The sequence below is a fragment of the Rhodococcus sp. NyZ502 genome (genome assembly GCF_041464245.1).
GTDB classification, from domain to species: domain Bacteria; phylum Actinomycetota; class Actinomycetes; order Mycobacteriales; family Mycobacteriaceae; genus Rhodococcus_F; species Rhodococcus_F qingshengii.
In genome coordinates, this window is sequence record NZ_CP167155.1 from 4084186 (window position 1) to 4110131 (window position 25946).

The 25946-nt window shown below is 63.3% G+C and carries 26 protein-coding genes; 13 read left to right on the plus strand and 13 right to left on the minus strand.

The features are described 5' to 3' along the window. From nagB to ACBG85_RS18790, 5 genes are read right to left on the minus strand one after another with little or no spacing between them, the layout of a single operon-like run. The gene (gene nagB, locus ACBG85_RS18770; RefSeq protein WP_007726140.1) at nt 1-780 is read right to left on the minus strand and encodes a glucosamine-6-phosphate deaminase; all 780 of its coding nucleotides are present in this window, start codon (nt 778-780) and stop codon (nt 1-3) included. Beyond that, nucleotides 768-2009, minus strand: coding sequence for an N-acetylglucosamine-6-phosphate deacetylase (locus ACBG85_RS18775; protein ID WP_230358841.1), 1242 nt, complete (start codon nt 2007-2009; stop codon nt 768-770). The genes nagB and ACBG85_RS18775 overlap by 13 nt, the downstream gene beginning before the upstream one ends. After that, nucleotides 2006-3679: a phosphoenolpyruvate--protein phosphotransferase gene (gene ptsP, locus ACBG85_RS18780; RefSeq protein ID WP_083059485.1), complete on the minus strand. Its 1674-nt coding sequence runs from the start codon at nt 3677-3679 to the stop codon at nt 2006-2008. The genes ACBG85_RS18775 and ptsP overlap by 4 nt, the downstream gene beginning before the upstream one ends. Then, nucleotides 3679-3948 (minus strand): HPr family phosphocarrier protein, encoded by a 270-nt coding sequence (locus tag ACBG85_RS18785; RefSeq protein ID WP_003941322.1) that lies wholly within the window; start codon nt 3946-3948, stop codon nt 3679-3681. The genes ptsP and ACBG85_RS18785 overlap by 1 nt, the downstream gene beginning before the upstream one ends. A 2-nt stretch (nt 3949-3950) precedes the next feature. After that, a complete protein-coding gene (locus tag ACBG85_RS18790; RefSeq protein ID WP_003941307.1) occupies nt 3951-5294 on the minus strand; it encodes a PTS transporter subunit EIIC in 1344 nt (447 codons plus the stop codon). 327 nt (nt 5295-5621) lie between these two features. On the opposite strand from ACBG85_RS18790, the gene ACBG85_RS18795 reads away from it, so the two are divergent. Both ACBG85_RS18795 and ACBG85_RS18800 read left to right on the plus strand, forming a co-directional pair. Continuing rightward, a complete protein-coding gene (locus tag ACBG85_RS18795; RefSeq protein WP_003941324.1) occupies nt 5622-5852 on the plus strand; it encodes a glucose PTS transporter subunit EIIB in 231 nt (76 codons plus the stop codon). Then, complete coding sequence (locus ACBG85_RS18800; RefSeq protein WP_019749215.1) at nt 5849-6307, plus strand: glucose PTS transporter subunit IIA; 459 nt, start codon at nt 5849-5851, stop codon at nt 6305-6307. Before ACBG85_RS18795 ends, ACBG85_RS18800 begins: the two co-directional genes overlap by 4 nt. Before the next feature lie 54 nt (nt 6308-6361). Here the strand turns inward: ACBG85_RS18800 and ACBG85_RS18805 are convergent, their stop codons facing one another. The 3 genes from ACBG85_RS18805 to ACBG85_RS18815 form a co-directional block, all read right to left on the minus strand. Beyond that, nucleotides 6362-7111: a GntR family transcriptional regulator gene (locus ACBG85_RS18805; protein WP_007726130.1), complete on the minus strand. Its 750-nt coding sequence runs from the start codon at nt 7109-7111 to the stop codon at nt 6362-6364. 149 nt (nt 7112-7260) lie between these two features. Next, nucleotides 7261-8034, minus strand: coding sequence for an SWIM zinc finger family protein (locus ACBG85_RS18810; RefSeq protein WP_047270178.1), 774 nt, complete (start codon nt 8032-8034; stop codon nt 7261-7263). Beyond that, nucleotides 8031-10847 carry a DEAD/DEAH box helicase gene (locus ACBG85_RS18815; protein ID WP_372024325.1) on the minus strand — a complete coding sequence of 939 codons (2817 nt, stop codon included), beginning with the start codon at nt 10845-10847 and terminating at the stop codon, nt 8031-8033. Before ACBG85_RS18815 ends, ACBG85_RS18810 begins: the two co-directional genes overlap by 4 nt. 63 nt (nt 10848-10910) lie before the next feature. Between ACBG85_RS18815 and ACBG85_RS18820 the strand changes: the two genes are divergently transcribed. Then, nucleotides 10911-11831: an NADP-dependent oxidoreductase gene (locus ACBG85_RS18820; RefSeq protein WP_372024327.1), complete on the plus strand. Its 921-nt coding sequence runs from the start codon at nt 10911-10913 to the stop codon at nt 11829-11831. Between the two features lie 107 nt (nt 11832-11938). Next, complete coding sequence (locus tag ACBG85_RS18825; RefSeq protein ID WP_341514440.1) at nt 11939-12640, plus strand: HNH endonuclease family protein; 702 nt, start codon at nt 11939-11941, stop codon at nt 12638-12640. Between the two features lies 1 nt (nt 12641). On the opposite strand, the gene ACBG85_RS18830 is transcribed toward ACBG85_RS18825, so the two are convergent. Further along, entirely contained in the window at nt 12642-13874 is a 1233-nt protein-coding gene (locus tag ACBG85_RS18830) for an amidohydrolase family protein (protein WP_341514441.1), read from the minus strand. Nucleotides 13875-14032: 158 nt separating this feature from the next. On the opposite strand from ACBG85_RS18830, the gene ACBG85_RS18835 reads away from it, so the two are divergent. Next, nucleotides 14033-14668: a TetR/AcrR family transcriptional regulator C-terminal domain-containing protein gene (locus tag ACBG85_RS18835; RefSeq protein WP_372024330.1), complete on the plus strand. Its 636-nt coding sequence runs from the start codon at nt 14033-14035 to the stop codon at nt 14666-14668. Here the strand turns inward: ACBG85_RS18835 and ACBG85_RS18840 are convergent. Then, the gene (locus tag ACBG85_RS18840; RefSeq protein WP_372024332.1) at nt 14655-16229 is read right to left on the minus strand and encodes a molybdopterin-dependent oxidoreductase; all 1575 of its coding nucleotides are present in this window, start codon (nt 16227-16229) and stop codon (nt 14655-14657) included. The two genes, ACBG85_RS18835 and ACBG85_RS18840, sit on opposite strands and share 14 nt — an antisense overlap. 127 nt (nt 16230-16356) lie before the next feature. Here ACBG85_RS18840 and ACBG85_RS18845 point away from each other — a divergent pair, with 127 nt between their 5' ends. Beyond that, entirely contained in the window at nt 16357-17175 is an 819-nt protein-coding gene (locus ACBG85_RS18845) for a shikimate 5-dehydrogenase (protein WP_007726117.1), read from the plus strand. 13 nt (nt 17176-17188) lie between these two features. Continuing rightward, entirely contained in the window at nt 17189-17650 is a 462-nt protein-coding gene (locus ACBG85_RS18850) for a DUF6328 family protein (protein ID WP_003941357.1), read from the plus strand. A 1-nt stretch (nt 17651) separates the two neighbouring features. Here ACBG85_RS18850 and ACBG85_RS18855 read toward each other — a convergent pair whose 3' ends face one another. Continuing rightward, nucleotides 17652-18488 carry a sulfurtransferase gene (locus ACBG85_RS18855; RefSeq protein ID WP_234552404.1) on the minus strand — a complete coding sequence of 279 codons (837 nt, stop codon included), beginning with the start codon at nt 18486-18488 and terminating at the stop codon, nt 17652-17654. Nucleotides 18489-18510: 22 nt separating this feature from the next. Next, complete coding sequence (locus ACBG85_RS18860) at nt 18511-19134, minus strand: LysE family translocator (RefSeq protein WP_003941342.1); 624 nt, start codon at nt 19132-19134, stop codon at nt 18511-18513. A 102-nt stretch (nt 19135-19236) separates the two neighbouring features. Here ACBG85_RS18860 and ACBG85_RS18865 point away from each other — a divergent pair, with 102 nt between their 5' ends. From ACBG85_RS18865 to ACBG85_RS18875, 3 genes are read left to right on the plus strand one after another with little or no spacing between them, the layout of a single operon-like run. Then, entirely contained in the window at nt 19237-19710 is a 474-nt protein-coding gene (locus ACBG85_RS18865) for an Lrp/AsnC family transcriptional regulator (protein ID WP_003941284.1), read from the plus strand. Nucleotides 19711-19746: 36 nt separating this feature from the next. Continuing rightward, nucleotides 19747-20985 (plus strand): benzoate/H(+) symporter BenE family transporter, encoded by a 1239-nt coding sequence (locus ACBG85_RS18870; protein WP_372024334.1) that lies wholly within the window; start codon nt 19747-19749, stop codon nt 20983-20985. Continuing rightward, nucleotides 20982-21431 (plus strand): thioesterase family protein, encoded by a 450-nt coding sequence (locus tag ACBG85_RS18875; protein ID WP_007726113.1) that lies wholly within the window; start codon nt 20982-20984, stop codon nt 21429-21431. The genes ACBG85_RS18870 and ACBG85_RS18875 overlap by 4 nt, the downstream gene beginning before the upstream one ends. Here the strand turns inward: ACBG85_RS18875 and ACBG85_RS18880 are convergent. Next, a complete protein-coding gene (locus tag ACBG85_RS18880) occupies nt 21428-22456 on the minus strand; it encodes a phosphotransferase family protein (protein ID WP_003941376.1) in 1029 nt (342 codons plus the stop codon). The two genes, ACBG85_RS18875 and ACBG85_RS18880, sit on opposite strands and share 4 nt — an antisense overlap. Nucleotides 22457-22677: 221 nt before the next feature. On the opposite strand from ACBG85_RS18880, the gene pdhA reads away from it, so the two are divergent. From pdhA to ACBG85_RS18895, 3 genes are read left to right on the plus strand one after another with little or no spacing between them, the layout of a single operon-like run. Next, nucleotides 22678-23766, plus strand: coding sequence for a pyruvate dehydrogenase (acetyl-transferring) E1 component subunit alpha (gene pdhA, locus ACBG85_RS18885; protein ID WP_372024337.1), 1089 nt, complete (start codon nt 22678-22680; stop codon nt 23764-23766). After that, nucleotides 23763-24740 (plus strand): alpha-ketoacid dehydrogenase subunit beta, encoded by a 978-nt coding sequence (locus tag ACBG85_RS18890; protein WP_372024340.1) that lies wholly within the window; start codon nt 23763-23765, stop codon nt 24738-24740. The genes pdhA and ACBG85_RS18890 overlap by 4 nt, the downstream gene beginning before the upstream one ends. Next, on the plus strand, nt 24737-25945 hold the full coding sequence (locus ACBG85_RS18895) for a dihydrolipoamide acetyltransferase family protein (protein WP_372024341.1): 1209 nt from the start codon (nt 24737-24739) through the stop codon (nt 25943-25945). Before ACBG85_RS18890 ends, ACBG85_RS18895 begins: the two co-directional genes overlap by 4 nt. Nucleotide 25946 lies beyond the last annotated feature (1 nt).

Below are 25946 nucleotides of genomic sequence, written 5' to 3' on the forward strand. Positions count from 1 at the left end.
TCAGAAGGACTGCCACGACGGCTTGTGTTCGAGCGCATACCGGTAGTAGTCGGCAAGTTTGAGTGAACTGGCCGCAGCTTCGTCGATGACGACGGTGACATGGCGATGCAATTGCATCACCGAAGCCGGGCAGAAAGCAGACAACGGACCTTCGACGGCAGCGGCGATCGCGTCAGCCTTGCCTTCTCCGGTCGCGATCATCACCAGATGCCTTGCATCGCTGATGGTTCCGAGCCCCTGGGTGAGCACGTGATGTGGGACGTCGTCCACACCGTCGAAGAAGCGTGCGTTGTCGATCCGGGTCTGCTCGGTCAGCGTCTTCACGCGAGTTCTCGAGGTCAACGACGATCCGGGCTCGTTGAAGCCGATGTGGCCGTCGGTACCGATGCCGAGCAACTGCACGTCCACTCCCCCGGCCGCCGCGATGCTCTGGTCGTACCGGGCGATCTCCTGCTCCGGGCACGGCGCTTCACCGTTGGGACTGGACACCATCGCGGGATCCAGGTTGACGTGATCGACGAACTCCGACCGAATCACCGAGTAGTACGACTGCGGATGGCGTTTCGGCAATCCCAGGTACTCGTCGAGCAGGAATGCCCGAGCCAGCGAGAAGTCGAGTTCGGCGTCGCGATGCCTCGCTGCCAGTTCACGATAGGTTCCGATCGGCGACGACCCCGTTGCGAGACCGAGCGTCGTCGCCCCGGCTCTGACGTAGCCTTCGACGATGTCCGCGACGGTCGAGTCGACCTCCGCGGGTGTCGGCTGAATTACGATTTCCATGATTTTTCCTTTCCGGCGACTTTTCCGCCGAGTAGTACACGCCCCAGGCGCAAGTGACGATCGGTGATCAGGATGTCGGCTCGGCAGCCCACGGCTAGCGATCCGATCAGGTCGCCGAGCCCCAGCAGATGCGCTGGGCTCCGAGTTGCCGCTGCGACAGCGTCTTCCAGCGCGACGCCGCCGTCGAAGACGGTGCTGCGCAGCACGTCGAGCAACCTCGCGGTCCCTCCGGCGATCGCGCCGACCGAGCCGTCGGTCGTCGCGAGCCGTGCGACGCCCGCCTGTACGGTGACGTCGAGCGCACCGAGTTGGTAGTCGCCGTCGTCCATTCCCGCAGCGGCCATCGAATCGCTGACCAAGGCGATCTGGTCCGGTCCGACAGCATCGAAGACCATCGACACGGTCTCGGGTGCAAGATGCACACCGTCTGCTATCAGTTCCACCACCATCTCGCCTCTCGCGGCAGCCGCCAGGCACGCCGCGACGGGACCCGGAGATCGATGGTGCAGGGGCGGCATCCCGTTGAAGAGGTGGGTCGCGCTGATCTGTCCGGCCCAATCCCCGTGCACCGCAGCATCGATCCGCGCCGACGTCGTTGCCGCGTCGGCATCGGTGTGACCGAAACTCGGCACGATGTTGCGATGACGCATGATCGCGAGCAGCTCTTCGAAATTCTCGGTCTCGGGCGCCAAGGTCATGGACCGCACGGTCCCCCGCGCGGCGTCACACACGGCTTCGAGCAGATCCGGATCACCGGGAATGATCGCTGCCGGATCCTGGGCACCGCAGCGGACGCCGTTGATGAACGGCCCCTCGAGGTGGATACCCAGAAGTTCTCCGCGTTCGACCAGATCGGCGAGCATCGTTGCTTGTCGCACCAGATCTGCGCGCGGTGCGGAGACCAGGCTGGCCAGCATTCCGGTCGTGCCGTGCTCACAATGATGCGCCGCCGCGCGGCTCGCTCCATCGGCGTCGGTGTTCGGGAAACCAGCACCCGCGGCGCCGTGGCTGTGGACATCGATCAAGCCGGGCATGATCACCGCGTCGGTGCGTTCCGGAATGACGACGACGGGTGTGGACGCCACATAGTCCGCAGCCGAGCCGACCCAACTGATCTTTTCGCCGTCCACGACGACGACTCCGTCGTGAATCTTCCCGGCCGGAGATCCGATCACAGTTCCCCGCAATACGATCGGATCGCCGACAGTAGCCGAGCCTGATGTACTCATGCCGACTCGCGAATCCGCGCGACGGCCGCTCTACCCTCGATCGGGTTTCGCGCGCCCCGCGCCGCCGCGGCCATGTCCTTGCACACCGCCAGATCGAGAGAGGCCAGTTGCGCGCGAACTGCGCCCAATGCCGGGACCGACATCGACAGACTCGTCACGCCCAAACCGACCAGAACCGGAGCCAACAGCGGGTCCGACGCGGATTCTCCGCACACACCAACAGGTTTCCCGGCATCGGCGCCAGCCTGACCGACCATCGCGATCAGATCGAGGACCGCCGGCTGCCACGGATCGAGCAGTTGGGCCAGGCCTCCGGCCATACGATCCACGGCGCAGGTGTACTGGCTCAGATCATTGGTACCGATACTGACAAAATCGAGGTGCTCGAGGATATCCTTCGCCCGCAACGCTGCAGCTGGAACCTCGATCATTGCTCCGACCTTGCCGATCCCCCGCGAACGCGCAAGTTCTGCAAAGTCTTTCGCCTCGTCGGCCGTAGCTACCATCGGCGCCATGACCCACAGATCGGCGCCCGTCGCATTGCCTGCCGCCGCGAGGGCGTCGAGCTGGCTGATGAGTGTGTCGGGATAAACCGTGCCGACACGGAGCCCGCGGATACCAAGGGCCGGATTCTCCTCGACCCCGAGATCGAGAAACGGCAACGGCTTGTCCGAACCCGAATCGAGAGTGCGGACCACCACCTTCTGTCCGGCGAAGTGCCCGAGCACCGACGCGTACGTCTGTGCTTGCTCCTCCACCGACGGTGCGTCGTGACGCCCGAGATACGAGAATTCGGTACGGAACAGTCCGACGCCCTCGCAATCCGCCGCTCCGGCCCGCGCGGCGTCCTCGAGGGTTCCGATGTTGGCCGACAACCTCACCGCGAACCCGTCACGCGTGCGTCCTGGACCCTGTGCCGAAGCCGACTGCTCTGCCACGAACGATGCTTCGAGGACAGCGCGCTCGCGCGTTTCTGCCGAGGGATCGATGGTGACCGTCCCGGTGGTGCCGTCGAGGATGAGAAGTTTCCCCTCCGCCAGCAGATCGGTTCCCGAACAGTTGACCACGGCCGGGATTCCGAGCGACTTCGCCAAGATAGCCGTATGGCTGGTCGGACCTCCTTCGGCAGTCAACAATCCGACCACGTCACTGGTGCCCAGCGTCGCTGTATCCGCCGGAGCGAGGTCGCGCGCCACCAGTATGTACGGGTAACCGGGAGTGGGGATTCCGGGCATCGGCTCCCCTCGAAGAACGGCCACAGCTCGCTGCCCGAGATCGCGCAGATCGGTTGCCCGTTCGGCCATGTACCCGCCGAGCGCCGTGAGCTTTTCACAGAAGGCGTCGAAGGCGACTGCGACGGCGTGTGCGGTCGGCAGCCCCGATTCCAGGTTCGCCTTGGCCGCCTTCACGATGCCCGCGTCGCGCGCCATCGCAGCCGACGTCGTCAGGATCTCCGCGGAGACGCCCTCGACTGTCTTTGCACGCGAGAGCAGTTCCTCCGCGACGGCGTCCAGTGCCTCACGGATCCTGATCAGCTCCGCCTCGGGACTGCCCGTGATCGGGTCCGCCGCCGAGGTCGGCTCAGGCGTGGAGAATCGCAACCACGGCGCGCAGACCGAACCCGCGCTCACTCCGATACCCGCGATGCGGTTGTCCACACTCGCCGTCATCAGGCTTCGTCCAGTTCGGATGCGAGAAGCTCTGCGAGCGAACCGACCGCAGCGTCGGCGCCGTCACCGTCAGCACGCAAGGTCACCGAATCCCCGAATGCTGCACCGAGAGTCATGACAGACAACATGCTGGAGGCATCGACGGGTTCGCCGTCGCCGAGCGCGATGGTGACGTCTACCGGTAGATCGGCTGCGGCGCGCGCGAAGAGCGCTGCGGGTCGTGCGTGGAGTCCGACACGGGATCCGATTGTCGTGGTTGCGATCGCCATGTTCAGCGTCCTTCCAGTTCCTTGTCGAGCTTGTTTTCCAGTTCGGCGACGAGCGGGGCGTCGGTGCGGCTGTCACCTTCGGCAGCCAGTGCCAGTTCGGCCTCGAGCAGCGCTGGGTCGGGCTCACCTGCAGCCACCTCGACCTCTTCTTCTCGTCCTGGCGTGCGCAGATTCCACTTCTTGATGACGAAGCTGAAAAGGAAGTAGTAGATCACGGCGTAGCCGAGTCCGATCGGGATCAACATCCATGCATTGGTTGCCTTGCCGAAGTTCAACACGTAGTCGAAGAAGCCTGCGGAGAACGTGAATCCGTCGTGAATCCCCAGCGCATTGACCAAGGCCATCGACGTTCCGGTCAGGAGCGAGTGGATGACGTACAGGGGCCACGCGACGAACATGAAGGAGAATTCGAGCGGCTCGGTGATACCGGTGAGGAATGCGGTCAGGCCGGTGGAGAGCATGATGCCGCCGACGAGCTTCTTCTGAGAAGGCTTGGCGTTGCGCCAGATTGCGAAGGCTGCAGCGGGGAGGGCGAACATCATGATCGGGAAGAAGCCGGTCATGAACGTACCGGCGGAGGGGTCGCCGGCGAAGAACCGATTGAGGTCACCGCGAACGATCTGACCGCTCGCGTCCTGGTAGTCGCCGATCAGGAACCACACGGCGGAGTTCAAGATGTGATGCAGGCCCGTGGGGATCAGGAGGCGGTTCGCTGCGCCGTAAATGCCGCCGCCCACAACGGTATTGGAAGCAACTGCTTCACCGACCCAGTTGAGGCCGGAGTTGAACAAGGGGTACACGAATGCCATCAGGACACCGACCACAAGACCGGTGATCGCTGTCAGGATGGGAACCAGCCTGCGCCCGTTGAAGAACCCGAGATAATCGGGAAGCTTCGTTCGATAGAACCGCTGCCACAAGATCGCCGACAGCAAGCCCATCACGATACCGGCGAGCACACCGTAGTTGATCAGGGATTGATCCCCGTTCGGGTCGGTCTTCCCTTCGAGGACGATCGGCGACATCGCCTTGAACACGCCGTCGATCACCATGTAGCCGACGACGGCTGCCAAGGCAGTCGATCCGTCGGCCTTCTTGGCCCAGCCGATCGCGATACCGACGGCGAAGATCAGCGGCAGCCACGTGAAGACTGCTTGTCCTGCCGCAGAGATCACTGCAGCAGCACTGTGCATCGAACTGAATCGCCCGAGCAGGTCGTCCTGGCCGAGGCGGAGCAAGATTCCCGCAGCCGGCAGAACGGCGATCGGAAGCATCAAGCTTCGGCCGAGGCGTTGAACCCCGGCGAACACTTTCGATTCCTTCTTCGGGGTGTCTTCGAGAGTCATCAAGGACCTTCTTCGTTCGCCGGGCCGCGTCGCGATCGGCCGCTGGTTCTGGAAATTCGGGTGTCGTACACGTGCAGGTTTCGTGAAAATGCAGGTCACGGTTCTTGCTCGGAAGTGAGGCCGAAACCGTTTTGTCGAAACTGTTGTGGAGCCGGACTTCCAACGGGTACTGTCCGGTCATAACCAGTTGTAGTTTTACCTGGTGGAGGCGAGTTGTCAACACCCAAATGTGACATACGTAACCGGGATAGCCTTGACCAGCAACTAGTCAGCCCACCTGTACGACCGTTCAACGATCACGACCAACCCGACAATCAGGAGCAGCAAATGTCGAAAGCGGAAGCAATCATCAAAGGCCTCGGCGGCGCAGAGAACATCGTCGAGATCGAGGCTTGCATCACCCGCCTGCGTACCGAGGTCAAGGACGGAGCGAAGGTGAACGAGTCCGCTCTCAAGGCTGCCGGCGCACACGGCGTACTCAAGGCCGGAACGGTTGTCCAGGTCATCGTCGGGCCCGAGGCCGACACCCTTGCCGAGGACATCGAGGACATCCTGTGACGGTCGTCCTCGCCCCGCTCCCCGGTCGGGTCGTCGCACTCGCTGACGTACCGGACCCGGTGTTCGCTCAGCAGATGGTCGGCTCGGGCGTCGCGATCGAACCCGCCCGCGGTCAGGGCCCGCTCACGGTCGTGGCGCCGATCAGCGGAAAGATCCTGAAACTTCACCCCCACGCGTTCGTGATCTTCGGCGAGAAAGCCACCGGCGTGCTGGTCCATATCGGCATCGACACGGTCAAGCTGGAAGGCGACGGATTCACCCTCATCGCCGCCGAGGGTGACACCGTCGATGCGGGTGATCCCATTGTCAGCTTCGATCCAGCGCACATCGACACGACCGGTTACTCGGCGATCTGCCCGGTAGTCGTGATGGATTCCAAACCGGACACCGTCGAATCCCCTTCCGTCGGTGGGGACGTCGCCACTGGCGACACTCTGTTCGACTGGTCGGCGTAACGCAAAGGGCGAGCACACCGGAAGGTGTGCTCGCCCTTTCGCTTCGAACGATGACTATTGGTCGCCGCGCGTTTTGGGCCGCGCTTGGCCCTGGACTTCCATCTGCAACTGGTAGCGGTCGGATCGGTACCAACTGCGAGTGTGCTCGACCGGTGCGATCTCGCTGAACGACACTCGATCGAAGTACAGAACCGGAGCGCCCTTACGAGTGCCCAGGAGAGTCGCGATCTCCGTACTGGCACCATCGGCACTGACTGTCTGCTCTGCCCGATCGATCGGCTTGTCGTACTTGTCGGCGGTTGCCCGATAGATCGAACCCGTCAAGTCCATGTCGAGTAAACCCGGCAACAGTTCGGGATTGAACCAGCCGTCGTCCACGCTCACCGGCTCGCCGTCGGCAAGGCGCAAGCGCTTGACGTGGTAACCGTCGGAACCCGGTCGCATATTCAGTGCGGCAGCAGTATTTTCGGGGACCGGCCCCTGTTCGCTGACCAGGACCACCGTCGTGGGGTGATGCCCCTGGGCGCGCATTTCCTCGGTGAAGGATGCAAGGTGCAGCTTGGATTGGACAGCACGGTGCGCAACGAAGGTTCCCTTGCCACGCACGCGAACGAGGTGTCCGTCATTGACCAGTTGCCCGATTGCCTCGCGAACGGTGATCCGACTGACGCCGTAGTCCTGCATCAGGTTTCGCTCGCTGGTCATCAAGTCGCCAGGCTGGAGTTCTTGGGTGCACTTGCGCAGGAGAATGGTGCGCAACTGTTCGTGTTTGGGTATTGCGCTGTCGCGCAAATGAACGGGCATCACAGCGACTGTCCCTCCGAGAAATGAATAGTCGTCTATTCGCCGACGACAACGACCTGAAATCGCAGGCAGGTCCCGACCGGACCGGTCCAATTAACGATACTGGAATTTACGACAGGAAACTAGCACCAGTCCGGAGTTGTCCGATTTCAACCGTCCAACCGTCGGTAGATGGACCGTATTTCGTCCAAGGCGACGTTCTGCTGAGCCATGTCCAATCCCAATGCCGCAACCGCCTCGCGCAACCGCCTGATATCCAGATCGTCGATCGCCGCGCGAAAAGGCACCTTCGGTAGCGCAGGGAGGGCAGCCGCGATTCCGAACCAATTCTCGACGTCCACCGAAACAGTCGACTCGTCTTCCACTCCCCCGATCAACTGCTCCAGGTCGACCCCGCGAAGTCTCAGCAACCTGAGCGGATCGGTGTCGATTCGCTCCGCGGTCAAGAACGCCACGGCCGCAGCGTGTTTGCACGGCCAACCGACATCGGGGCAGGTGCAGTCGAAGCGAAAAGCCGACGGGCCGTCCGGTATCAGTTGAGCAGCAAGCATGTCCGGGACAACGCCGGACACCAGTGCGGCAAGACTTCCCGGCACGCGGCGGATCTTGGTGATGATGTCGTCGATATCCGATTGGTCAAGGGTGTCGATCGACAGCGTGGAAACGAACGGTTGAAGTTGGCTGCCCTGAACCTCGGCCGTCACCACTCCTGGTTCGATGTCGAGCGCCAAGACCTGACCCGAACGCGCATACGTACGCCCACGCGTGACACGAGGTTTGTCGCCGATCTCTTCGACGACCCGAACAAAAGCCTTGCCCCAGAACGTCCTCCCGAACGCTGGACGAGGCTTGACCGGCGCGGGTGCTCGCCGTCGAGGCCCGGTGTACTCGCTGAAATCGGGGCCCTTGCCGCGCGGACTCATTCGCCCACCGCGTCGTCGCCGAGTCGCAACAACTCGTCCAATTGCTCGACGCTCATCTCCGTCACCCAGTTCTCACCGGTCCCGACTGCAAGTTCGGCGAGTTCACTTTTACTCGCGATCATCGTGTCGATTCGCTCTTCCAAGGTTCCGACGCACACCATCTTGCGTACCTGAACGTTCTTTCTCTGACCGATGCGGAAGACACGGTCCGTCGCCTGGTTCTCTACCGCCGGGTTCCACCATCTGTCGAGGTGAACCACATGGTTGGCCGCCGTGAGATTCAGACCCGTGCCGCCGGCCTTGAGCGAGAGCACCATGATGGGCGGGCCGCCTTCACCTTGGAATGCCTCGACCATGGCGTCGCGCCCGGCTTTCGACACTCCGCCGTGGAGAAACGGAACTTCGGTGGTGAACCGGTCGGCCAGGTACGGCACCACCAATTCGCCGAACTCACGAAACTGTGTGAACAACAGAACCTTCTCGTCGTCGCCGATGACCGACTCGACGATGTCCTCGACCAGTCCGAGCTTTCCCGAACGGTGTTGCCCGCGGCGCATCACCGGCGAACCGTCGCGCAGGAAGTGCGCGGGATGATTGCACACCTGTTTGAGTTTGGTCAGCGCAGACAGGACGGCGCCCTTGCGCTTCATCCCTTCCGTCCCCTTGATCTGCGCCATCATCTCGTCCACCACGGCGCGGTACAACGCGGCCTGCTCTTCGCTGAGATTCGCTCGAACCGTCATCTCCAACTTCTCCGGGAGATCCGCGATCACGGCGGGATCGGTCTTCACGCGCCGCAGCACAAAGGGGGACGTGACGGCTCGCAGTCGCGAGACGGCAAGCTGATCTTTTTCCCGCTCGATCGGTACGACAAACCTTTTGCGGAACATCTGCTCCGAGCCGAGCACACCGCGATTGGCAAAATCGAGGATGGACCGCAGCTCGTCCAGTCGGTTCTCCACCGGCGTTCCGGTCAGAGCAACACGATGATCCGCGGGTATGCTGCGAGCAGCTCTCGCCTGAGATGTCTTGGCGTTCTTGATGTGTTGAGCCTCGTCGAGCACTACGCGCCGCCAGTCGAGATCCTTGAGGGCCGCGACGTCGCGGGTCATGAGCGCGTAGGTGGTGATCACGAGGTCACTCTCACGAACTGCCTGTTCCAACTCCGCCCCGGTAGCGCGATCCGAACCGTGATGAACGTAGACGCGCAAGCTCGGCACGAATCGCGCCGATTCACGCTGCCAGTTACCCACAACCGACATCGGGCACACCAAAAGGGTTGCTGTCTTGGACTTCTCGTGCGCAAGTAACGCCAACAGTTGCAGCGTCTTACCCAGACCCATGTCGTCGGCCAGAACAGCGCCGAGCCCGAGAGCACTCATGTACGCCAACCAGTCGAGACCGCGTCGTTGATACGGACGCAAAGTCGCGTTGACCGTCGACGGTACCGCCACCTGCCGCGGAGCCACCGACTGGTCGAGCAGTGCCGAGGCCCATCCGGTTGCTTTCACTTCCTCGACCGGCAGGTCTTTGAGGTCGTCGGCGATCAAGTCCTTGATCAGATCGACGATCGCTCGGTCCCCGCTCGAGTGCCGCTGACTGACAAAACGAGCCGCGCGGGCCAGGACGTCTTTGTCCGCCTGAACCCACTCGCCGCGCAACTGGACCAGATCGGACTTCGCATCGACGAGTCGGGTCATTTCCTCGGCGGTCAGTACCTTGTCTCCGAGCGCCAATTCCCAATCGTATTCCAGCAATTGGTCCATACCGACCGTACGATTCTCCGCAACGATCGGAGATGCCGCCGAGGTCACGCGCACACGCAGGGATGGAGACACCACGTTCCATGCGCGAGGAAGCAGCAGCGTGATCCCTCGCTCTCGCAGGACAATCGCGCCGTGTCCGACCAGGTCCATCACGACAGGTGTGGGCAGCAACAGGTCGAGGCTGTCCTCGTCGCGCGGCACGTCGCGAAAACGTGGGTAAGCCTTGATTGCGTCTTCGAGCTTGCGGCTGCCGAGCTGGATACGTTTGGGATCTGCCCGGTGCAGTCGAACACGTTCGGGCGCTTCACCTTCAGGACGCAAACACACTTGCAGACGCCACAGCGCATCGTCGTCGGGATCGGAATTGTCGTCGAGTTCAGGCTCGATCAGCCGCAGAACCAAGTCCGGCTCTCCGGCGGTGAACGTCGACCCCCATTCGGCGAGTCCCTCGGCCGCTCGTAACGACACGTCGTCGAAAGCGTCCCCGGACAACACGGCCTGCCACAGCGGGGTCTGCACCACCGGATGTGAGTCCCCGAGAGCACGACGAACGATCGGGTCCGTGAGTTCGTTCGTGATGTCTTCGATCGTCGCCCTCGGCGAACCGACCGCCCGCTGCACCGGCGGCATCGCCACGACCAGTTCGCCGATCCAGGCGCGCTGGCGTTCCCCCACCGACAACTGCCAGCGTGGCCACCAACTTCCTTCAGCCCGCGTCAGTGCGGGGACCACCCGTCCGGCGCGCACCCACCGGTCTATTCCTCGCGCCACATGTACGAGAAAGTGCAGGTCTCCCGCAATTCGCTGATCGTCGGCCTTGAACCGCAGCAGGAGATCGACTGCGTCCGGCGGCGCCAACGCAACAGCTGCGTACTCACTCTGCAAAGGCCCGCCAGGTACGGGCGGCATAGCGACATTCACACGATGACGGAACTTGCGATGCAGGACAGCACTGACCGGATCACGGGGATCGTCGGTCCCGGCACCCTCGTGCCCGTCGACCCACAGTTTGAGCCCCGATCCCGGTGACCAGAGTCCATGCAGCATCCGACCATCCAATCAGGTGCCACCGACACCACTTCCCGCCTACCGGGCAATAGGCTGGCAGGCATGACGACGGCATACGGCTTCACCGAGTACGGCGGACCCGACACACAGTCCTACTTCGACGTCACCTTGCCCCCGCCCGGTGCCAGCCAACTGCTGGTGTCGGTCCGAGCGGCGGGCGTCAACCCCGCTGACTGGAAAGTTCGCGCGGGTACTCGAAAAGATACTGTCCCGGTGACGCTGCCTGCGGTTCTGGGCCGCGAAGTGTCCGGTGTTGTCATCGGAGTAGGTCCGCGGGTCACCGAGTTCGAGGTCGGCGACGAAGTGTTCGGCGCTACCGCGACCGGCTTCGGCGGCTACGCCGCGTCGACATTGCTCAACGTCTCCTCGACAGCACACAAGCCGCCTACCGTGTCCTGGGCCGATGCCGCAGTGCTGACGGTTGCGGCAGGAACGGCCTACGACGCACTCCACGATCTCGGTCTGAAACCCGGGGCGACACTCCTGCTGCTCGGCGCCGGCGGCGGCGTTGGTCGCAGCACGATCGCGCTTGCTCTGGCGCGGAGTATCAACGTGATCGGTGTCGCGAGCGAGTCCAAGAGAACCGCGATCGAGGAAGCGGGAGCACGTTGGGTTGCGTCGGGGGACGGCTTCGCAGACGACGCGTCCGCGTTGTCCCCAGTCGGAGTGGACGCGGTTTTCGACCTGGTCGGCGGGGACACTCTCACTCGCGGCGCTGAGCTCGCCCGACCGGACGCACCGATCCTGAGCATCGCCGATCCTCTGGCGGCGAGCCGACTCGGCGGCGGTGGTGTCGAACGCCGAAGAACTACAGCAGTATTCACGGAGATCGCGGCGCTCGTGGCCGACGGGATCCTCGACCCGTCCGTGTCCGGGCGGTACCCATTCTCCCGCGCTGGGGAAGCGCTCGCTGCAGTCGAAGACGGCCATGCCGCCGGCAAAGTGGTGATCGAGTTTGGCTGATTCCTGTCGGCCCCCGATGGTTCAATCACCGTCTACGACGGACGGCGTTGAATCACCGTCTACGACGGGCGGCGTTGAATCACCGTCTACGACGGACGGGGGCACAGGTGGTTGCACGGTTATCTGCGATCCTGTCGACGCTCGTGCTCGTATGTCTCGTCGCGTCCTGCGGATGGTTCGGGGACGAGCGTCTCGAGTCGGCCCCGGGCAGCCCGACACGATCGGAGCTCGAATCGCTGCTGTCCCGGACCGCGATTGTCGACACCCGACCACATCCGGGTGGATACCAGCGCGGCTGCGGTAACGGCGAGGCCTGCGTCTTCGGCCCCGCGTGGTCCGACGACCAGGACGCACCTGGTGGCCACGACGGGTGCGATACCCGCAACAACGTCCTGGCCCAAGATCTCTCGGACGTGGTGTTCAAACCGGGAACACGTGACTGCGTCGTACTGTCCGGCGCGATGACCGACCCGTACTCCGGAGATCGCATCGAATTCGAACGCAGCCAGGCCAAGTCCGTCCAGATCGACCACGTCTTCCCGCTCGCCGCGGCCTGGGACTTCGGCGCGAACTCCTGGACTCCTGCGTTGCGGATGAGGTTCGCGAACGACATGTCTCTGAACCTGTTGGCCGTCAACGGCCCCGACAACCAGGCGAAAGGCGACAGCACGCCCAGTGACTGGTTGCCGCCCGATCCTGCGTACCGATGCTTCTACGCCGGCAAGTACCTGACCGTCGCGATTTCCTATGGCTTACCAGTCAGCCGAGCTGATCATTCGACCCTGACGGACCTTGCCACTCGCTGCTGATCTAGCGGCAGTCCTTCACCACTCGCCCACTCTGGATGACGAGTGCGATCCGCTCACGATCGGCAAAGATCGAGGGATCCGTCAACGGATTGCCGCGGAAGGCAACGAGGTCGGCGAACTTACCGACTTCGATGGTGCCGACCTCGTCGGCGATTCCGAGAATGTCGGCGTTGATCCGGGTAGCGGAAACCAGTGCATCCATGGGTGTTTCGACCTTGGCGCGCAGGACCAACTCCATCCCACGGCCCGTTTGATCGGTACCGATGAGGTCGGATCCCAGCCCCACTCTGACCCCGGCATTTCGAGCGGCGAGGAGCCCGTCGATCTGCCCCTGCATCATCTTTCCGATGCGAGCCGAAATCGATTCGGGCAGACCCGCCGACGCCGCACTGTCCGAGAGCGCCTGCACCACAGCCAACGTCGGCACCAAGGCGACGTCGTGCTCGGCCATCAACTTGGCGGTCTCGTCGTCGATATCGGAGCCGTGCTCGACGCATTTTGCCCCGGCAGTGACAGCGTTTCGGATTCCCTCGTTGTTGTGGGCATGCACCGTGACATAGGTACCGCGCGCATTGGCTTCCTCGACGGCAACTTCGATCTCGTCGACCGTGAATTGGGTATCGGTTAGCTTGTCGTGAGTCGATACCACTCCCCCGGTGACGCACAGTTTGAGGAAGTCGGCACCCCTGCGAAACGTCTCGCGAACGTTTTTTCGCATCTCGTGCGGACCGTCGGAAAGCAGAGACATACAACGCAATCCGGGGATGTCGTGATCGGACCAGTCCGAAGTCGGCTCCCACTCGGCCGCCAGGTGTCCGTGTCCACCGGTCTGGCACTGGATCGGGCCGCACTGAATGATCCGCGGACCCGGAATCTTGCCCGAGGCGACAACTCCGGCGAGTCCACCGTCGATTCCGCCGCAGTCACGAACAGTGGTGAATCCCCCGTCGAGGGTCGATGCGCAGGTCGCGAACATGTCTGCAGCGAGCTCGGCTACCGAGATCTGACGCCGCAGACTCGGTGCGAGATCGCTCGATCCACCGAGATGAACGTGCGCGTCGATGAGGCCGGGCGTGATTGTCAGCCCGGTGCAGTCCAACACCTCCGCCCCCGCAGGTGGCGTGCCACCGAGTGCACTGATGCGCCCGTTTTCCACAGCAACAGCGCAGTTCTCGATCGGGTCGGCGCCCGTCCCGTCGATGATCGTTGCACCGGTCAGCCATACGACAGACATATTGAATGTTCCTCCGACGTGTACCGATCGCCGGAAGATTCCGCCGACATACCGAATAGGGTTCGGTTAGTATGATGCATATCGGCTCCCGAAATCAAGGAGTTGTCATCACTCGATGAAGTCCGAGATTGCTGACGAATCCCTCACCAGGAGAATCGATGCCGCGTCCCACCCAGCCGATACTGTCCACGCGAAACATCACCGACGCGGCTCTGGATGCTGTCGACGCGACCGGCGACTTCACCATGCCCGGGATCGCCAAGCAATTGAACGTGACTCCGTCTTCGCTCTACACACATATTTCGGGTCGATCCGAGATCGTCGAACTCATGCGCATCCGCGTGATGTCGTCGATCTCTGTCCCCGAACCACCCGCAGGATGGAGCGAGCGGATCAGCGCGTGGGGGTGGGCCTATCGCCGAGCTGCCGTCGAACATTGGCGCCTCATCCCGCTACTCATGACACGCAGCGTCCGCACCGAGGTGACTTTTGATATCGATACTGCACTGGTTCAAGCATTTTCGGACGGGGGTTTCAATTCGGCCGATACGCGTCACGCAATCTCCACACTCGACAGTCTGGTTCTCGGATCCGTCGTGAAACTCTCGACGCCGGATGTCGCGTGGACTCAATCCTCCAATCCGAGCGAGGTCACGCGCGAGGCTACGACCCCGCTGCGAACCGACGACACGTTCGACTTCGGCCTGCGAACCCTGATCGCCGGATGGATGGCTCAACGCGTTGTTCGTCTGTATACCGAACCTCATTCGGATTCCGACGTCACTTCACGGTGAACGACCTGGTGTGCCATCCCGTGGCGCCACCGGGAATCGGCGGAGTGCGCTCTTCCACCTGAACGTTCCCGTCCAAATCCGTCGCTCTGACCTGCACCGTGTGCAAACCCGAGCCTGCATCCCACATCCACGACCATTGACGCCAGGTGTCGATCGAGTACTCCTGCGCCAGTGTCGCCTGTTGCCATTCACCGTTGTCGACGCGAACCTCGACCTTCTCGATCCCGCGATGCTGCGCCCAAGCAGTTCCCGCCACCAGCACCTGTCCCGGCTCGATCGGCGCCAAAGCTGCCGGCACCTCGATACGCGACGACGTCTTGATCGGTGCCTGCGCACCCCAACCGCGCTGGGTCCAATAGGCCTCGACCTTGTCGAAACGCGTGAGTTCCCACTCCGTCACCCACTTGGTGGCGGAGACGAAACCGTACAGGCCGGGAACTACCTGCCGAACGGGATAACCGTGCTCGAACGGCAACGGCTCACCGTTCATCGCCACGGCGAGAATCGCGTCACGGCCGTCGGTGACTATCTCGACGGGAGTCCCGACCGTGAAGCCGTCGACGCTGGTCGAGAGGAGCATGTCGGCGTCGGGATGGACACCGACTTCGTCGAGCAGGTCCTTCATGGGATAACCGATCCACTTCGCGTTTCCGGCCAGAACGCCGCCCACCTCGTTGGAAACACACGTCAGCGTGATGACCCGCTCGATGGGCGTTCGCGCCACCAGATCGTCGAACGACAACGTCATCTCCCGGTCCACCATTCCGTGAATCCGCAGTTCCCACGAATCCGTCGTCAATTGCGGAACGAGGAGAGCCGTGTCGATTCGGTAGAAGTCGTCGTTGGGCGTGATGTACGTCGATGCACCCGAAATCCCGATGTCCGCACCCGCCGGAATCGGCGGCGCCGGGTCAGCGGCGGTGGGCACGACAAAATCTTCACGATTCGCTACTGCTCCGGCGATTCTCTGCCCCACGAACTTCCCGGCCGCACCCGCTGCCGCAGCCACTGCCAACGCCGCACCTGCCAGCAGAAGGAACTGACGACGAGGCAACCACGAGTCGGCGACGCCAGGCGAGAGCGGCACCTCCAGCTGTGTGATCAGCAAACGCAGTGTTGCGACGCCCGCCACCACACCGACCAGTGTCGGGAACACGTACATCGCGTCGGCAGTCGGCCGCTGCATCGCCGCATACACACCAACCGCGCCCAGAAGAACGAGAATGACGCTGCCGATCGGGCGGCGTCGCCGTTCCAGGAGCCCGGCCACCGCACCGAGCAGAACGATCAAGATCGACATTCCGATGAACAGCGCCGGCTTGTCATTGGTACCGAAAGTATCGATCGCGAACTCGCGAGCCCACGCCGGCGTTCGGTCGACGGTAGTCGCACCTACCGCGTAGAAGGGCGACGCGTCCGGGTTGATCGGCAGCGCCACCAGTTCACCGACGCCCAGGACGACAGCCGCGGCCAAGACCCCGGAGATCGCGTGAGCAGCCCATCTACGACGCGGTGGACGAGATTCGGTGCTCGGGTGCTCGTCGATGTTCTGTGTGACCATGTCGTCTCGGCTCTGTCGGTGCGAGTGGTGCTTCGATCGGATACCCGACATTCGGCGCTGCGGGCCATCCGGATGGGTGCACTCCTCCATCAAGAACTACTCCGAACTCGCGATTAGAGTGGGAACGATGACCGTCGACCTCAACAAGGACACGCTCCTGTGCATGTCGCTCTCCGGGCGACCGAGCAACATCGGCACCAGATTTCACAATTACCTCTACGAAGAATTGGGCCTGAACTTCGTCTACAAAGCCTTCACCACCGAAGACGTGCCAGCCGCGATCGGCGGCATCCGAGCACTCGGGATTCGAGGCTGCGGGGTGTCGATGCCGTTCAAGGAACAGGTCATCGAGCACATCGACGTCATGCATGATTCGGCCAGCGCCATCGACTCCGTCAACACGATCGTCAACGAGTCCGGAGTGCTGCACGCCTACAACACCGACTATCAGGCGGTGGCCGATCTACTGCGTGACAACAACGTCGACACGAGCCTGTCCGTCGCTGTCGCCGGCAGCGGTGGCATGGCAAAAGCAGTCGTCGCCGCGGTGCGCGACACCGGATTCACCGACGTCACCGTGATCGCCCGCAACCAGCAAGTGGGGTCATCGCTTGCGAAGCAGTACGGCTTCGACTGGCAGGCCGAACTCGGTGAGCTTCGTCCCGGTGTGCTGATCAACGCCACCCCGATCGGTATGTCCGGCGGCGCAGAAGCAGATGCACTGTCGTTCCCCGAGCACGCAGTGCGCGCAGCCGATGTCGTCTTCGACGTCGTCGCGATGCCTTCGAAGACGCCACTGATCGCGTTGGCGACCGAACTCGGCAAAACGGCGATCACAGGAGCGTCGGTCATTGCCCTTCAGGCCGCCGAGCAGTTCGTTCTCTACACCGGTGTGCGCCCGAGCGCGGAGCAGATCCAGCGAGCGTCGGAATACTCACGGGCGTAGGAACCACGTCGCCGTGAACGAGACCGGGGAGACTCCACCTCAACAACTCGCGCGGAACTTCAACGAGTTGTTGCAAGAGCTGCGCGTCGCGCTCTCTGGTGTGCAGATCCTGTTTGCCTTCCTGCTGGCCGTGGCATTCACCGAACGCTACGAGGAAGCGTCGGCGTACATCCGCGGCATCCACTTGGTGACGGTGATCCTTGTTGCCATCTCGTTCGGGTTCCTGATGGCACCCGCGGTCTGGCATCGCATGCTTTTCCGCCGTGGGCACCGCGAGAACATATTGCCCGTGGCCAACCGATTCGCCCTGTGCGGCATAGCCTTTCTGGCCGCCTCCATGACCGGCACGGTCCTGTTGATCGCCGAGGTCGCCGTCGGCGGAGTTGCCGCAAAGGTTTTGGCAGCGTGCGCCGCGATCATGTTCACGGCGCTGTGGTTTCTCGTGCCGTCATTCATCGATCGCACCAAGAGCTGACTCAGGCTCCGGTGTCGACGGCGCGAGTGCTGTCGTTGGACCACTGTGACCACGAGCCCGGGAACAGCGTCGCGTCGTAGCCGGCGATCGCGAGCGCCGCGATCTCGTGCGCTGCAGTCACTCCGGATCCGCAGTACACCGCCACCTTGTCTCCGACGCCCAGTCCGGCGAATCGCTCACGCAGGTGGGTCGTATCCAGGAATCGCCCGTCGCCGGTGATGTTCTCGGCGGTCGGCGCGTTCACCGCACCGGGGATGTGCCCTGCGACGGGATCCATCGGCTCGACCTCGCCGCGGTACCGCTCCCCGGCTCGGGCGTCGAGAAGGACACCGCCCTCGCTCGTCCAGTTGCCGACACCGTCGATGTCGACAGTCGGCATGTTGCCGCCGGTGAAAGTCACGTCGCCCGGGCTGACGGACTCGCCGATACCGGCCGCCAACGGCAGTCCTGCGGACTCCCAGGCCTGCAGCCCGCCGTCGAGCAGTCGGACATCCGAGAGTCCGGCCCACCGCAGCAGCCACCAACCACGGGCAGCGGCCGTGTTGCCGGTGGCGTCGTAAATCACCACCGAATCACCGTCGTCGATTCCCCAACGACGCGCCGCGGCCTGCAGGTCTTCGAGACTCGGCAGCGGATGCCTTCCCTTGCCCGGCGACGGCGGCGAGGCAAGTTCCTCGTCGAGGTTCACGAATACCGCACCGGGAATATGGCCGTCGCGAAAATGCTGCTCGCCGTTCGAATCACCCAGCGCCCATCGGACATCGAGCAATCGCGGCGCAGCGCCGGCCTCGATGAGAGCGGACAGTTCTTCGACGTCGATCAGCACGGGAAGTGTCATGAGCCCATCCTGACACGACCACTCATGCAACCCCGAAGAAGGCACCGAGGCCCACCAACAACACTCCCGTCACCACGTCGATTCGCTTGCCGACGCCAGGGCGACGCAGCTTCTTGCCGGCTCCGGCCGCCAACACCACCACGATCGCCCACCACAGTGCCGCGGCGACCACCGTCGCGCCCGCCAACATCAACGTGCGCAGCCCTGCGCCTTCACCCGGCTCGATGAATTGCGGGAGTAGCCCGAGAAAGAACAACAGCGCCTTCGGGTTCAGCAGGTTCGAGAGGAAGCCGTAGCGAAATGCCGTGGTGACCGCGATCGGTTCTTTCGCTGCCGGAATTCCCTCGTCCGAGGCTCGGGCTTTGAAAGCACTTCGAATCGCGGAGATGCCGAGCCAGGTCAGATATGCCGCCCCGGCGTATGTGAGCGCAGAGAGCAACTGTGGCCGTGTCGCCACAAGTGCGGAGAGACCAAGTGACGCGGCAGCGGTGTGAACGAAGAGCCCGGAAATCACACCGGCGGCCACCACCGCGCCGGTCCGACGATCTGCCAGAGAATGACGCAGGATCAGGACAAAATCCGGTCCCGGCGTGAACAGGACGATGGATAGCAGGGAGCCGAAAGCGAGCCATTGACCGACACTCATCCGAAATACCTCACACCCGAGCTGATTCGAGACACATGTTCATGCCAGGAGTGTGCAACTGGATCCGGGAAGTTCAAAACGACTCCGGATATAGTTCGGCAGATGACGAAGAATGAGCCTCTGGATCCGGTGGACTGGAAGATTTTGGCCGAATTGCAGAACGACGCGTCGATCACCAACAAGGTGTTGGCCGATCGAGTCGGCTTGGCGACGTCCTCGTGCCACGAGCGCGTACGACGCCTACGTGCCAACGGAACGATCAGCGGTATCCACGCGGTTGTCGATCCGGCAGCCGTTGGCCGGTCGATGCAGGCGATCATCGCCGTTCAACTGCGACCACACCGCCGCGACCTCGTCGACCGGTTCACCGCCGACGCCCTAGCACTGCCGGAAACGCTTGCGCTCTTCAACGTCTCGGGGCCTGAGGATTTCTTCCTCCACGTCGCGGTCCGTGACAGTGCTCATCTACAGCGAGTATTGATCGACCACCTCGCCGCACATCCCGAGGTCTGGCACGCCCAAACGCACCTCATCTACGGCAAAGCGGTCACCTCACCCATCCGACCGGACAGGTAAATCGGGTCTGGGGCGGGTCGGGCAGAATCACTGACCATGTCGGACTCCACAGATACCACCGAACCGGAAGCCGTTCGCAGCAACTCGCAACCGATGAGCGCAGGCATCGTCACGGCCCTCGTCGGCTTCACCAGTTCGTTCGCGGTGGTGCTCACCGGCCTCGCGGCTGTCGGTGCGGACGCAACCGAGGCGGCGTCCGGACTGCTGGTTCTGTGTGTGACCCAAGCGTTGGGAATGCTCTGGCTCTCACGCCGGTATCGGATGCCGATCACCCTGGCCTGGTCGACGCCCGGTGCCGCTCTGCTCGCCGGCGCCGGAGCGGTCGAGGGTGGGTGGCCGGCCGCGGTCGGAGCATTCATCGTCGTCGGAATCGCGATCGTGCTGACCGGACTGTGGCCGACGCTCGGAAGGATCATCTCGGCAATCCCGACGCCCCTCGCGCAAGCGATGCTCGCCGGGGTTCTGATGCCGTTGTGCCTGGCGCCGATCATCGCCGTCCGGGACGCACCGGCAGCGGTCGCGCCCGTCATCCTGGTTTGGCTTGCCGCGCAGCGCTTCTCCAAGCGATGGGCGGTTCCGCTCGCGTTTCTCACAGCAGCGGTCGTGATCGGGATCAGCCTCGTCACGTCGGATCGAGTGCTCGACGCCGGCGCCATGATTCCCCGCATCGATCTCACCGCGCCGTCGTGGACCTGGCAGGCAATGATCGGCATTGCGATTCCCCTCTACATCGTCACGATGGCTTCGCAGAACATTCCCGGTGTGGCCATGATGAATTCGTTCGGATACACCGTTCCCTGGCGGCCGTCGATGATCGTGACGGGTATCGGCACCATCGTCGGCGCACCGGCCGGTGGCCATGCGATCAACCTCGCGGCGATCAGCGCAGCCCTGGCCGCCGCCCCCACCGCACATCCGGATCCCAAACGTCGATGGATCGCTGCCTTCACCGCAGGCTGGGCGTATCTCGTTCTCGCTGCCGGCGCGGCCGCGGTGGCCGCTCTGGTAGCCGCCGCACCGGCCGGAGTCGTGGAAACTGTTGCCGGACTGGCGCTCCTGGCAACGCTTGCCGGCGCCCTCACTTCGGCGCTGAGCGAGGCGAGTGAACGTGAAGGCGCCGTGGTCACGTTTCTGATCGCCGCATCCGGGGTCAGTATCCTGGGAATCGGATCGGCATTCTGGGCGCTGTTAGTGGGGCTGATCGTGCGTGCAGTCCTACAGGGCACCACCCTGCCCCCACTCTCGCGAAAGTCCTCACTACAGTCGAAGCCGTGAGCACAGCGCAGACGCCCCCGTCGATCAGCGAGTTTCCCGTTCTCTGGCCCGTCCCGACGCGGTGGGACGACAACGATCACTACGGCCACGTCAACAACGTGACCTACTACTCGTACTTCGACACCGCGGTCAACGCCTGGCTGATGTCTTCCACAGGAACCGACATCCGCACCCTGCCTGCCATCGGCGTCGTCGCCGAGACGTCGTGCCGGTACCTGAGCGAGCTGTCGTTCCCCGAGCAGTTGCAGGTGGGTATCTCCGTCGAGAAGCTCGGCACCAAGAGCATCGTCTACGCGCTGGCGATATTCCACGAGGTCGAAAGCGGCCATTGGGAACCTGCCGCGACCGGGCGCTTCGTGCACGTCTACGTCGACGCCGACACCCGTAAGCCGGTGGAGATCCCGGCGGCCATCAGATCGGCAGCCGGGACCTTGACCGAAAACTAGCTCAGGCCGAGCTGATCTGCCGTCAAGACGGCGCGTGCAACGATTCCGTCGATCAGCGCGACCGTCGGGCCGCCGTGCTCGGCCTTGTTGCGCGGATCGTCGAGAATGCGTCGCAGCACGCCCTCTGCGATGATCGAGAGCTTCCACAGAGCGAGTACGTGCCAGTATCCGACCGCTGACACGTCGCGGCCAGTCGCCTCGACGTAGGCAGCGACCAGCTCGTCACGGTTCGGGAAGCCTTCCAGCGTGGACGCCATGAACGGACCGGCAACCTTGTCACCGGCTTCCGGCCAGTACGCGAGTAGCGCACCGAGATCCGCGAGCGGCTCCCCCAACGTGCACAGCTCCCAGTCGACGACGGCAACGATGCGCCCCTCGGCCGGATCGGTGATGACGTTGTTGAGGTGGAAGTCGCCGTGAACCAACGTCACTTCGTTCTGTTCCGGAATGTTTCGGTGCAGAATCTCGGCCAATCGGTCGACATCCGGAACATCGCGGGTCTTCGACTTCTCCCACTGCGCCGACCACCGCTTGAGCTGACGCTCGGCAAAGGGCTTGCGGCTGGCCAGGTCGTCCAGCCCGGTCTCTTCCAGGTCAACTCCGTGGATGCTGGCGAGGGTTTTGGGCATCGCCAAGCCGACCGCGCGACGCTCGTCCTCGGTCAACTTCTGAGCCACCGGAACGCCGTCGATCACAACGCCGTCGATGTAGCTCATGAGGACCAGCGGAGCGTCCGTGATCTCCGGATCTTCCGTGATGCCGAGGATCTTCGGAACCGGCACTTTGGTTCCCTGGAGCGACGACAGGATGCGGTGCTCGCGGACGACGTCGTGCGCGGACGCCAACAACGTGCCGAGTGGAGGTCTGCGCAGTACCCACCGTCCTCCGCCCGCATCCGTCACGGAGTAGGTCAGGTTCGATTGCCCGTTACCGATCCTCTCGAAAGTCAGTGGTGTCGTGGCGCCGACCCCCAGTTCGGCGATCCACGCGGAAACAGCTTCTTCGTTCAAACCGACTGCAGTCACCGCACCGATGCTAGCGGTTGAAGTCCGATCGGTTGGCCGTACCGACACGTTTGTTACTCGCCAGTTCGCAGTTCAGGTCTTGATACGGCAGTGAAAATACTTGCGGATTTCCCAATCAGGGGGATCCTGATGGTAGAGCGACAACTGCATACGACACATCGGGATTGTGCGGCGTACTCACGAGGCGCGCCGGGCATGAGCAGAAACCGAGGTGAGCGAAGATGATCGACAACCTCGATTATCCGGTCCAACTCATCCAACCGAACGGCGCACGAGTGTGCCGTCCCGAATTCGACCGCCTGATAACAGACATCGGGCCTGACGAACTGCTGTCGTTGTATCGCGATCTCGTCGTGAGTCGCCGAATCGACACCGAAGCTGTTGCCCTGCAGCGTCAAGGCGAAATCGGTTTGTGGGCTCCGATGCTAGGCCAAGAAGCCGCCCAGGTCGGTTCCGCGAGAGCGCTCGCCCCAGACGACTTCGCGTTCACCAGCTACCGCGAACATGCCGTCGCGTACTGCCGGGGTGTTCCCCCCGAATTGCTGACCACCATGTGGCGAGGAATCTCCCATTCCGGTTGGGATCCAGAACAATTCAACGTCACCAATCCGGCGATCGTCGTCGGCTCCCAAGGGCTGCACGCCACCGGATACGCACTCGGCGCACACCTGGACGGCGCCGAGATCGCAACGATCGCGTACTTCGGCGACGGCGCCACAAGTCAGGGCGACATCGCCGAGGCGATGGGATTTGCCGCCAGTTTCCGTGTCGGCGTTGTCTTCTTCTGCCAGAACAACCAGTGGGCAATCAGTGAACCGGTATCCCTCCAGTCACGCACGCCCATCTCACATCGGGCAATCGGTTACGGCATCCCCGCGAACCGCGTCGACGGTAACGACGTCCTTGCCGTGCTCGCCGTGACGCGCTCGGCGCTCAATCGCGCACGCGAAGGCAGCGGCCCGACGTTCATCGAGGCGATCACCTGCAGAATGGGCCCGCACACGACCTCCGACGATCCGAGCAGGTACCGCACCGATACGGATATGTCGGAGTGGAGAAGCCGCGATCCGCTCGAGCGAATGCGTCTGCTCCTCGGCCGTCGCGATCTTCTCGGAGAAAACGAACTCAGCACCATCGCGGCAGCCGCCGACGACGTCGCCGCTGGACTGCGACGCGCAACCATCGCGCTCGCCGATCCGCCCCCGTCAGCGCTCTTCGATCACGTCTACGCCGAGGCACACCCACTGATCGACGCTGAACGCGAAGAGCATCGCGCGTATCTCCGTAGCCTGGAAGGGGCTTCGTCATGACCGTCATGAATCTGGTGACCGCGCTCAACACCGGCCTTCGACGCGCACTCGAAGACGATCGTCGCGTTGTCATCATGGGCGAGGACGTCGGCCGTCTCGGCGGCGTATTCCGGGTTACCGACGCCCTGCAGAAGGACTTCGGCGACACCCGGGTGATCGACATGCCCCTCGCCGAATCAGGGATCGTGGGAACAGCTTTCGGTCTTGCCTTGCGCGGATATCGGCCTGTCTGCGAAATTCAATTCGACGGGTTTGTCTACCCGGCTTTCGATCAGATCGTCTCGCAGGTGGCCAAGATCCAGTACCGCACCCGAGGCGCTGCCTCTGCGCCACTGACGATTCGGATTCCCAGTGGCGGCGGAATCGGTGCGGTGGAACATCATTCGGAGTCGCCGGAAGCGTACTTCGCTCACACCGCGGGACTGCGGGTGGTGTACCCGAGCAATCCGATCGACGGTTTTCACATGATCCGCCAATCCATTGCGGCCGACGACCCGGTGATATTCCTCGAACCCAAACGGCGCTACTGGGACACCGCCGACGTGGATACCGATGCCGCGCCCGAGCTTCCGCTCCACCGTGCCCGCGTCGCTCGCCCTGGAGACGACGCGACAGTGGTTGCGTACGGATCCATGGTCGCCACCGCACTCGACGCCGCGCGGATTGCCGAAGAAGAAGGCCACGATCTGGAGGTCGTGGATCTGCGTTCACTCTCCCCCATCGACTTCGACACGATCGAGGCTTCGGTGAACAAGACAGGCCGGCTTGTCGTCGTCCATGAGGCGCAGAAGTTTCTCGGCGTCGGCGCCGAAATCGCAGCACACGTCGCGGAACACTGCTTCTATCAGCTGGAGTCACCGATCCTGCGGGTCACCGGATTCGACATCCCCTACCCGCCCGCCAAGCTCGAGCGATTTCACCTTCCGGACGCCGACCGGATCCTCGCGGCGCTCGATCGAACGCTGGCAGCATGAGCACGGCGCACGAATTCCGGTTACCGGATCTCGGCGAGGGCCTGACGTCCGCCGATCTGGTCGAGTGGGCGGTCGGCGTCGGCGACACGGTGGCACTCAATCAAGTTCTCGCCCAGGTAGAGACAGCCAAAGCTCTTGTCGAACTGCCGTCGCCCTACGTCGGCATTGTCAGGTCACTCCTCGTCGAACCTGGCTCTACCGTCCCGGTCGGCACTCCGATCATCCGCATCGAGGAGTCTTCAGATTCACCGTCTCCAAGTGATTCGCAGTCTCCGAGTGTGCTGGTCGGGTACGGACCCGCGGCCGAGAGACCGAGCCGACGACGGAGCAGGATCACGCCGGACTCGCAATCCGCGGCGAGTACCGAGCGACGGCCCGCAACCCCCGCGGCGCGGCGCGCGGCCCGCGAAGCCGGCATCGATCTGAGCGAAATCACCGGCAGCGGATTCGACGGTGCCGTCACCGCGGCTGACGTCGCAGACGCGCTTACCGTGCAGGCGCCTTCGGATAACGCGACACGCCTGGCCCCGTCCGGCATACGAAAACAGATGGCGTCGGCGATGGTTGCCAGCACCCGCGCTCCGCAGGCCAGCGTCTTCCTCACCGCTGATGTCACGCCTTCGATGGAACTGCTCGGCAGGCTCCGTTCCTCGGAGGCGTTCACCGGACTGTCCCTCACTCCGCTGACTCTCGCTGCCAAGGCAATGGTGGCCGCCATCGCCTCGCACCCGATGGTGAACGCGCATTGGGACGAGGCCCGCGGCGACGCCGTCATCGACGATCACGTGAATCTCGGCATCGCCGTCGCCTCCGAACGTGGACTGTCCGTGCCCAACATCAAGAGCGCCCAGACCCTGAGCCTGGTCCAACTCGCACGCGCGGTGACCGAACTGACCGTCGCTGCCCGTGAGGGAAAGACGGACGTCCATCACCTGACCGGTAGCACCGTCACGATCACCAATGTCGGAGTCTTCGGCGTCGACGGCGGCATTCCGCTTCTCAATCCAGGAGAAGCCGTCATCCTCTGCCTGGGCTCGGTGAGCGAGCGTCCGTGGGTGATCGAGCGCAAGATCGAAGTGCGGAGCGTCGTGACACTGACGTTGACGTTCGACCACCGCGTGCTGACCGGTGAGCAGGCCGCGAGATTCCTCTCATTTGTCGCAGAGATGCTCGCGAACCCGGACCTGTTGCTGACTCACCTGTAGA